At 75.2% G+C, this 7,647-nt stretch carries 6 protein-coding genes and 2 pseudogenes; 7 read left to right on the top strand and 1 reads right to left on the bottom strand.

The window, feature by feature from the left end:
• The 7 genes and pseudogenes from ABT263_RS38220 to ABT263_RS38190 form a co-directional block, all read left to right on the top strand.
• Positions 1 to 359, top strand: a pseudogene (locus ABT263_RS38220) (hypothetical protein); the annotation flags it as partial.
• Positions 356 to 1,294: a class I SAM-dependent methyltransferase gene (locus ABT263_RS38215; protein ID WP_352298425.1), complete on the top strand. Its 939-nt coding sequence runs from the start codon at positions 356 to 358 to the stop codon at positions 1,292 to 1,294. The pseudogene ABT263_RS38220 and the gene ABT263_RS38215, both read left to right, overlap by 4 nt.
• Complete coding sequence (locus ABT263_RS38210) at positions 1,291 to 3,840, top strand: MMPL family transporter (RefSeq protein WP_352298422.1); 2,550 nt, start codon at positions 1,291 to 1,293, stop codon at positions 3,838 to 3,840. The genes ABT263_RS38215 and ABT263_RS38210 overlap by 4 nt, the downstream gene beginning before the upstream one ends.
• Positions 3,837 to 4,586: a CPBP family glutamic-type intramembrane protease gene (locus ABT263_RS38205; RefSeq protein ID WP_352298419.1), complete on the top strand. Its 750-nt coding sequence runs from the start codon at positions 3,837 to 3,839 to the stop codon at positions 4,584 to 4,586. The genes ABT263_RS38210 and ABT263_RS38205 overlap by 4 nt, the downstream gene beginning before the upstream one ends.
• Positions 4,587 to 4,706: 120 nt before the next feature.
• Positions 4,707 to 5,660: a PfkB family carbohydrate kinase gene (locus tag ABT263_RS38200; RefSeq protein WP_352298416.1), complete on the top strand. Its 954-nt coding sequence runs from the start codon at positions 4,707 to 4,709 to the stop codon at positions 5,658 to 5,660.
• A gap of 86 nt (positions 5,661 to 5,746) precedes the next feature.
• On the top strand, positions 5,747 to 6,214 hold the full coding sequence (locus ABT263_RS38195) for a VOC family protein (protein ID WP_352298414.1): 468 nt from the start codon (positions 5,747 to 5,749) through the stop codon (positions 6,212 to 6,214).
• Positions 6,215 to 6,245: 31 nt separating this feature from the next.
• Complete coding sequence (locus ABT263_RS38190; protein WP_352298412.1) at positions 6,246 to 7,169, top strand: pyridoxamine 5'-phosphate oxidase family protein; 924 nt, start codon at positions 6,246 to 6,248, stop codon at positions 7,167 to 7,169.
• A 401-nt stretch (positions 7,170 to 7,570) separates the two neighbouring features.
• Here the strand turns inward: ABT263_RS38190 and ABT263_RS39015 are convergent.
• A pseudogene (locus tag ABT263_RS39015) lies at positions 7,571 to 7,647 on the bottom strand (AMP-binding protein); the annotation flags it as partial.

Genomic DNA, 7,647 nt, shown 5'->3' with positions numbered 1-7,647 from the left:
CCCTGCCGCCGGGCCCGCCCCACCGGGCGCCGGCGGCCGGGCTGCTGCTGCTCGGCGCCGCCCTGCCCGCCTCGGCCACCACCGCGAGCCCCGTCCTCGCGGCCGTGGTCACCGCCGTCGCCGCACTGACCGCCGCGGTGGCGCCCGGCCCGGACCGCCCCGCCGCCGGCCGGGCGCCCGTGGTGGCCCCGGCGGTGTTCGCCCTGGTCGCGGGCGTCGCCGCCGGGGCCACCGCCCCCTCGGTGTCCGCCGGCGTCCTCGGCACCCTGGCCGGCCTGGCCGGCCTCCTGCTCCTCGCCTGCGCGGCACCGGCCTCGCAGCCCTCGGAATCCGACCACATCAGAAGGAGCCAGCCATGAGTCGCCTCGGACTCGCCGCGCGTGCCCTGCGCCTCACCCTGAGCCGCACCCACGCCGACACCACGCCCGACTACGACGCCGCGAGTTCCAGCTACGACAGCTACTTCAGCCCGGTGATGGGGGTGCACTCGCTCGCCGCGCTGAACGAGGTGGAGATCCGCCCGGGCGACGACGTCCTCGAACTCGCCTGTGGCACCGGACACCTGACCCACGAGATCGTCCGCCGGCTGGAGGGCCGCGGCTCGGTGCACGCGGTGGACAAGTCCCCCGGCATGCTGGCCGTGGCGCAGGCCAAGATCCTCCCCGACACCCTGCGCGCGCCGGAGCTCGACGTCTCCCTCCAGGAGGGCGACATGGAGGAGTTCCTGCGCCCCCGCCCGACCGCCTCGGCGGACCTCGTCGTGGTCGGCTGGGCGATCTGCTACAGCAAGCCGGTCAAGCTGCTGGAGCAGATCAGGAGAGTCCTGCGGCCCGGCGGCCGGGTGGTGGTGATCGAGACCCGCGGCGATGCGCTCAAGACCCTGATCACCCAGCTGGAGAAGGTCTTCGCCGCGGACCCGTCGCTGCTCACCGGTCTGGTCCGGGTGAACCTGCCGAAGGACGCCGCCACGGTGGCCCGCTGGTTCACCAAGGCCGGCCTGACCGTCGACGTCCAGCGCGACGGCCACCAGGTGCTGCCCGCCGACACCCCGGAGGCGGCCCTGGAGTGGGTCCAGCGCTCCGGCGCGGCGGCCGGCTTCAAGGACGCCGTCGACCACCGCCGCGAGGACCACGCGCTGGAGCTGATCCGCGCCGGCCTGGCCGAACACGTGGCCAGGAACGGCACGCTGGAGCTGCGGCACACCTTCGCGGTGGTCACCGGCACCAGCCCCAGCACCCCCTCGGCCGGCACCGGCCCGGGCGGGCGCCACCGCGAGGGAGTCGGCACCGCATGACCACGACCGTCACCCCCGCACCACCGGAGACCACCCACGGCGCGGTGCAACGCCGCCTGCTGCGCCTCGCCGGGGTGCTCACCGCCCGCCCGAAGACCGTGCTCGCCGTCTGGGCCGTGGTCATCGCGGTCTGCTTCCCGTTCGCCTCGCAGCTGAACGACGTCCTGACCAAACAGGGCGCCTCCAAGGTCGTCCCGGGCACCAGCAGTGCCCGGGCCGACCAGCTCGTCGAGCAGTCCTTCCCCGACCGCTCGCAGCGCGAGTCGATCGTCGCGATCGGCGCCCCGGACGTCCGGGGCGAGCAACTGCGCAGGCTGCTGGCCGAGCTGGACGGCCGGATCGCCGGGAAGGAGCGCACCGGCGAGGTCCGGCAGTCCGTCTCGGCGTACACCCTCTACCGGGACTCCACCACCGAGTACCTGCGCCAACTGCGCACCCAGGTGGACCGCGACCTCACCGCCGCCGGGGCCGGCACCTCCCCGGAGGCCCGCCGGCAGGCGGTGGACGCGGCGGTGGCGGCCGGCCAGGTCCCGGCCGGCCTCGCCGACCTGGCGCAGCGGGGGGCGGCCGCCGACGACGCGGCGCTGCCCGGTCTCGCCGCGGGCTTCGCGGCCGCCACCGACTGGCGCTCCTTCCCGGTGCCGGTGCCCGCCGACGCCGTGAACCGCCTGCTCGCCGAGGACGGCCGGGCCGCCCTGGTGACGGTCAGCTTCGCCAAGCAGGCCGGGCACGATCCGGACGTGGACTGGCTGCGCTCGGCCATCGACGGCTCGCTGCGCGCCGTCGGCGCCGGCCCGGACGTCGACGCCCACGTGACCGGCGAGCTCGCCCTGATCAAGGACACCTACAAGAAGGCCGAGGACGACAACGCCCTGATGGAGACGGTCGCCTACGCGATCATCTTCGTGGTGCTGCTGCTGTTCTTCCGCGCCGTGGTGCCCGCCGTGCTGACCGTGGCCGCGATCGGGCTGGCCATGACGGTCAGCCAGGCGGCGCTGTTCGCGCTCGGCCACGGCGTGACGCTCACCCAGTTCACCATCACGATCATGAACTTCGTGATGCTGGGCGCGGGCGTCGACTACAGCATGCTGCTCTCCTCGCGCTACCGGCAGGAACGGCTGGCCGGCCGCCCGCCGAAGGAGGCGGCGGTGCACGCCACCGCGCACGCGGGCGAGTCCATGCTGCTCGCGGCGGTGGCCGTGGTCCTCGCCTTCGGGGCCACCCTGCTCTCCCCGGTGGACTGGATCCCGCCGCTCGGCTACGGCGGGCTGATCGGCATCCCGATCGTGCTGCTCGCCGCGCTCACCCTGACGCCGGCCCTGCTGGTGCTGCTCGGCGACCGGTTCTTCGCGCTCGGCTGGCGCCCGCTGAGCGATCTGGAGCACGAGAGCGCCCTGGGCCGGCACCTGGCCAGGGCCGCCGACCTGGCGCGTCGCCGCAAGGTGGCGATCGTGCTGGTGTTCGCCGTGATCACGGTGCCGTTCGCGGTGATCACCGCCCAGCACCGCTCGACCGCCGACCCGGTGGCGCTCAGCCCCGCCACCGACTCCAGGGCCGGCTTCGAGCTGGTCGCCGAGAAGTGGGGCGACGCGGCCGTGCTGCCCACCCTGGTGGTCACCCGGCCGGCCGCCGGCGTGGTCGACCCGGCCACCCACCGGCTCACCGCGAGCGGCCTCGGCTCGGTGACGGCGCTCACCGACCGGCTGGCCGCCGACCCCGGCGTCGCCCGGGTCTCCGCGGTGACCAGGCCGTTCGGCAGCCCGCTGCCGGCCGACCAGGTCGACGCGCTGACCGCGGACGTACGGCGGGACTACCTGGCCGACGACGGCGCGCTGCGGATCGTGGTCGAGCTCGCCGACCCGCCCTACTCCGAGGCCGCGGTCGCCACCGTGGACCGGATCCAGGACGTCACCGAGGGCGCGAAGGACGTCGGGGCGCTCCAGGTCGGCGGCGCCACCCAGGTCGACCGCCAGTACGGCAACGCGCTCAACTCCAGCTTCTGGCAGATGATCGGGCTGGTCTCGGTCGGCGTGTTCGTGATGCTGGTGGTGGCCCTGCGCTCGCTGCTGATCCCGGTCCGGCTGATCCTCACGATCATGATGAGCAACGTCTGGGCGATCGGCATCACCGTGCTGATCTTCCACTTCTGGCTCGACCGGGCGATCATCGACGACCTGCCGATCTTCCTCACCGTCCTGATGATGGGGCTCGGCATGGACTACGAGATCTTCCTGGTCACCCGGGTCCGCGACCTGGTGCGCGGCGGGGCCGACCAGGAGAGCGCCACCATCGGCGCGGTGGTCGACACCGGCCGGGTGATCAACGCGGCGGGCCTGGTGATGGCCGGCAGCCTCGGCACGATGGTGCTCTCCTCCACGGTGATGCTCCAGGAGTACGGCGCCGGCCTAGGCCTGGCCGTCCTGCTGGACGCCACCCTGATCCGGATGCTCTTCGTCCCGGCCACGCTGCTGCTGTTCCGCCGCTACAACTGGTGGCTCCCCTCGCTGCGCCGCGCCCCCGCGGTGGCGGAGGTGGGCCCGCGATGACCGCGAACCGTCCGGTGGCGGCGCCCGCGCCCCCCGAGCCCGCCGCCACCGGACGGGCTCGCACCCTGCACCGCCTGCGCGACCGCCACCGCGCCACGCCCGTCGCCTCGGCCGCGCTGCTGTTCGCGGTGCTGGCCTCGGTCCGGATCGCCGGAGCGTTCGCGATCCCGCTGATGGTCCTGTCGGTGGGCCTGAGCGCGCTGGTCCTGACCGTGCTGGACCGGCCGGACCGCGCCGCCGCCGGGCTGCGCCGCTTCCGGTTCGGGCCCGCGGCGGCCGGCACCGCCCTGGTGGTGCTCGCCTACGCCGACACCGTCTTCGCCACCCGCGCCGCCTTCGGGCGGGGCGGGGGCAACTGGACGTCGCTGATCCCGGAGCTGTTCCGGCAGCTGGCACCGGGCGCCCCCGTGGTCGCGGGCCTGGCCATGGTGGTCTGCATGGGCGTCCTGGTGCCGCTGGTCGAGGAGGTCTGCTACCGGGGCGTGCTGTACCACGCGGTGGAGCGCGGCCGGGGCCCGGTGGCGGCGATCGCCGCCACCTCGGCCGCCTGGGCGCTGGTCCACCTCGGCGACTACGGCCTCAACCCGTTCGACACCCGGGTGATCACCGGGGTCCTGCCGTCCGTCTTCACCATGGGCCTCGCACTCGGCGTCTGCCGCGCGTGGACGGGCTCGGCGCTGGCCAGCGCCGTCGCCCAGGGCACCGCCAACCTGCTGCTCCTCGGCTGGGTCCTCTGGGCCCTCTAGGGCTTGCCCGACGCGCCGCCGGACCGGCCCGTCCCGCCGCCGTCGCCCACCCCCCTCCGCTCCGCTCCGGCCGCTCCGGCCACGTCACTCCGGACCCTCCACGGTGAGGCAGGTATCCCCATGAGAATCGCGGTCACCGGTCCGATCGTCATCGACAACCTGATGACCTTCCCCGGCCGTTTCACCCACCAGTTGCTGCCCGCCCAGCTCAAGCACCTGTCGCTCTCCTTCCTGGTCGACGACCTGGAGGTGCGCTACGGCGGCGTGGCCGCCAACGTCGCCTACGGGCTCGGCCGCCTCGGCCGCCGGCCGCTGCTGCTGGGCGCGGCCGGCCGGGACTTCGGGGACTACCGGGACCGGCTGACCGAGGCCGGGGTGGACACCTCGCTGGTCCGGGTCTCGACCGAGCTGGCCACCGCCCGCTACACCAGCACCACCGACGCCGACCGCAACCGGATCACCTCCTTCCACCCCGGGGCGCTGGCCGAGGACGTCAGCCCGGGCCCGCCGGGCTGGACGGAGGGCGTCGGGCTGGTCTTCCTCGGCCCCGCCGCGGCGGAGGTGATGGCCGCCCGCGCCGCCGAGTGCCGGCGCCTCGGCCTGCCGTACCTGGTGGACGTGGCCGGCCGGACGGAGGAACTGGGCACGGCCGGCGCCGAGGCCGTGCTGACCGGGGCGGACTGCCTGGTCACCAACCGGCGCGAGCGCGGCCTGCTGCTGGAGCACACCGGCTGGACCGCCGAGGAGGTGCTGCGGCGGGTCGGCAGCTGGGTCACCACCCTCGGCCCGGAGGGCGTCTGGATCGACTACCCGGACGAGCCCTCGCTGGCCGTCCCGGCCGCCCCGATCTCCCGGCTGCCGGACGGCGCCGGCGCGGGCGGCGCGTTCCGGGCGGGCTTCCTGGCGGGCCGCGCCGACGGCCTGCCGGACGACGCCTCGGCCCGGATCGGCTGCGTGCTGGCGGCGTACGCGCTGGAGTCGGCCGGCAGCCAGGACTACCTGTTCACCGCCGAGGCCTTCCAGGACCGGCTCGCCGAGACCTACCTAACCGCTACCGAGGCCAGTACTGGTTGACGGGACATCAGGATAACCACTACCGTCCCTTGTACAGGTTAGGGAGCGGGCGCCTCCGGGCGCCCCGGCCACGGGAGTGATCAGCCATGTCCAGCACCGCCACCAGCACCCTGCAGACCGGCCACATCGGCCTGAACGTCACCGACCTCGACCGCTCGACGGCGTTCTACCGCAGCGTCCTCGGCCTGGAGCTGGTGAAGGAGGGCACCGACCCCGAGCGCCGCTTCGCCTTCCTCGGCCGCGACGGCCGGCTGGTGATCACCCTCTGGCAGCAGAGCGCGGGCACCTTCGCCACCGCGGCGCCCGGCCTGCACCACCTCTCCTTCCAGGTCGACAGCCTCGACGAGGTCCGCGCGGCCGAGCGGCTGCTGCGCGAGCTGGGCGCCGGGTTCGCCCACGACGGCGTCGTCCCGCACAGCGAGGGCGCGGCCTCCGGCGGGATCTTCTTCACCGACCCGGACGGCATCCGGCTGGAGATCTTCACCCCGCAGGGCGTGGACGCGACGGGCGCCACCGCGCCCACCGGCGCGGCCCCCACCTGCGGGTTCTTCTAGGCCCGCCCGACCGGATCGGGAGGCAGCCGCCATGACGGACAGCAGCAGCACGCCGTACCACCCGGGCGAGCGCGCGGTGCAGGCCCGGGCCGGCCGCACCGAGCGGGCCGACCACTCGGGCCGCTCGATCGGCCGCACCATCCCGGCCGTGGCCGCCCGCTTCCTGGCGGAGCGGCGGGTGCTGGTGGTCGGCGCCGCCGACGCCGCCGGCCGGCTCTGGGCGACCCAGCTCACCGGCGGCCCCGGCTTCCTGCGCGCACCCGACGAGCGGACCCTCACGGTGGCGGCCCGCCCCGCCGCCGAGGACCCGCTGGCCGCCGTCCTGGCCGGGCCCGCCGAGGTCGGCACCATCGCCCTGGACCCGGCCGGCCGGCGGCGGATGCGGCTCAACGGCCGCTCCGCGCCGGACGGCCGCGGCGGCCTGGTGATCACCGCCGACCAGGTCTACGCCAACTGCCCCAAGTACATCCAGCGCCGCAGTCCGCTGGAGCAGCCGTCGGCCGGCGTCCCGCACGTGGTGGCCGCCGGCCCGGTGCTCTCCACCGCCCAGCGGCTGGCCGCGGCCACCGCCGACACCTTCTTCATCGCCACCGCCGGTCCGGACGGCCGGGTGGACGCCTCGCACCGGGGCGGCAACCCCGGCTTCCTGCGCGCCGTCGGCCCGGACCGGCTGCGCTGGCCCGAGTACGCCGGCAACAGCATGTTCATGACGCTGGGCAACCTGGAACTCGACCCGCGCGCCGGACTGCTGCTGCCCGACTTCGAGACCGGCGGGGCGCTGCTGATCACCGGCGAGGCCCGGACCGACTGGGCCGACGCGGCGGCGGCCGGCCTGCCGGGGGCCGAGCGGGTGGTCGACCTCACCGTCACCGGCGTCGTCGAACTGGCCGACGCCACCCCGCTGACCTGGACCGGCCCCGAGTACTCCCCGGCCAACCCGCCCGCCGCCGCCTGACCGCCGCCGGGCGGCCCGCACCCGTCCGGCCACCACCGCCGGGAGCTGACCGTCCGTCGGAGCGGCCGCCGTCCCACCGCCCGCCGGTCCACCGCGCCACGCCCGGAGCGCCGACCCTCCGTCACCCGGGCGGCGCACCCTGCCGCGCCGAGCACCCGTCCGGTTTGGGAGTTTGGTCGGACAGCACGCGATACCGGCCTGGGCACGTCCCTCCTGTCGTGCCATCAGGACTGACCGGGAAAGAGGCGGAGAATGACCCCCACCGAGCAATCGACCCCGTTGCTGGAATTCGACGAGGTCGAACCGGACGAGGACTGCATATGCGGGGGCTGCCGGGCCCGCAGCCGCGCCCGGCGGCACGCCGCGCCGGTGCACGAGGGCGGGCACGCCGCGGCCCGGAGCGTCCGCCGCCGGTGCTGGACGGCGACGCCCTTGGGGGCGCCGGTCGAGCCCGAGGTGTAGATCACGTAGGCCAGGT

The organism is Kitasatospora sp. NPDC001603 (genome assembly GCF_040298365.1).
Taxonomy (GTDB): Bacteria; Actinomycetota; Actinomycetes; order Streptomycetales; family Streptomycetaceae; genus Kitasatospora.
Note: the sequence above shows the minus strand (reverse complement) of the source record. Positions and strands in the feature narration are given on the sequence as shown.

Bases quoted from the DNA above. Each gene is read 5' to 3' on its own strand.
- ABT263_RS38215 (WP_352298425.1), top strand. From the start codon at position 356: ATGAGTCGCCTCGGACTCGCCGCGCGTGCCCTGCGCCTCACCCTGAGC.
- ABT263_RS38210 (WP_352298422.1), top strand. From the start codon at position 1,291: ATGACCACGACCGTCACCCCCGCACCACCGGAGACCACCCACGGCGCG.
- ABT263_RS38205 (WP_352298419.1), top strand. From the start codon at position 3,837: ATGACCGCGAACCGTCCGGTGGCGGCGCCCGCGCCCCCCGAGCCCGCC.
- ABT263_RS38200 (WP_352298416.1), top strand. From the start codon at position 4,707: ATGAGAATCGCGGTCACCGGTCCGATCGTCATCGACAACCTGATGACC.
- ABT263_RS38195 (WP_352298414.1), top strand. From the start codon at position 5,747: ATGTCCAGCACCGCCACCAGCACCCTGCAGACCGGCCACATCGGCCTG.
- ABT263_RS38190 (WP_352298412.1), top strand. From the start codon at position 6,246: ATGACGGACAGCAGCAGCACGCCGTACCACCCGGGCGAGCGCGCGGTG.